This is a genomic window from Curtobacterium sp. MCBA15_016, assembly GCF_001865105.1.
In the GTDB taxonomy this organism is placed as follows: domain Bacteria; phylum Actinomycetota; class Actinomycetes; order Actinomycetales; family Microbacteriaceae; genus Curtobacterium.
Map to the genome: position 1 here is coordinate 2,569 of NZ_MJGR01000060.1, position 535 is coordinate 3,103.

At 74.2% G+C, this 535-nt stretch carries 1 protein-coding gene; it reads right to left on the minus strand.

Features of this window, described 5'->3' with window-relative positions; all coding sequences use genetic code 11:
- A partial coding sequence (locus BIV03_RS19950) for a sensor histidine kinase (RefSeq protein WP_302847779.1) occupies positions 1-468 on the minus strand: 468 nt, incomplete at its 3' end.
- Positions 469-535: the final 67 nt, after the last annotated feature.

Genomic DNA, 535 nt, shown 5'->3' on the forward strand with positions numbered 1-535 from the left:
CGGGCGGTCGGCGACGACCAGGTCCACGACGTCCGGGGCGATCGAGATCGTCACGTCGGCCCGGTGTCCGGGGGCGTGCTTCATGACGTTCGTCACCGACTCTTGCACGATGCGGAACGCGTTCCGGTCCGTGATGCCGTGCACCGCCGATCGGTCGCCGTCGACGGCCAGGGTGACGTCGACGCCCGCGGCACGCGCTCGTTCCACCAGGTCGGCGACGCGGTCGAGGCCGGCGGTCGGGGCGCGCTCCGCCCCCTCGCGGTCGGGCGCTCCGTCGACCGAGCGGAGCACGCCGAGGATCGTGCGGAGTTCGACGAGGGCCTCGCGGCTGGAGTCGCGGATGTTCGCGAGGGAGTCCCGCGTCTGGTCCGGGAGGTCGGCGCCGAGGTGGAGGGCGACCCCGGCCTGGAGGTTGATGAGGGACATGCTGTGGGCGACCGAGTCGTGGAGCTCGCGGGCGATCCGCACCCGCTCGTCGGCGGCACGGCGCCGGTCGGCCTCGGCGCGCTGACGACGGCGTTCCGCGACCCGTTCG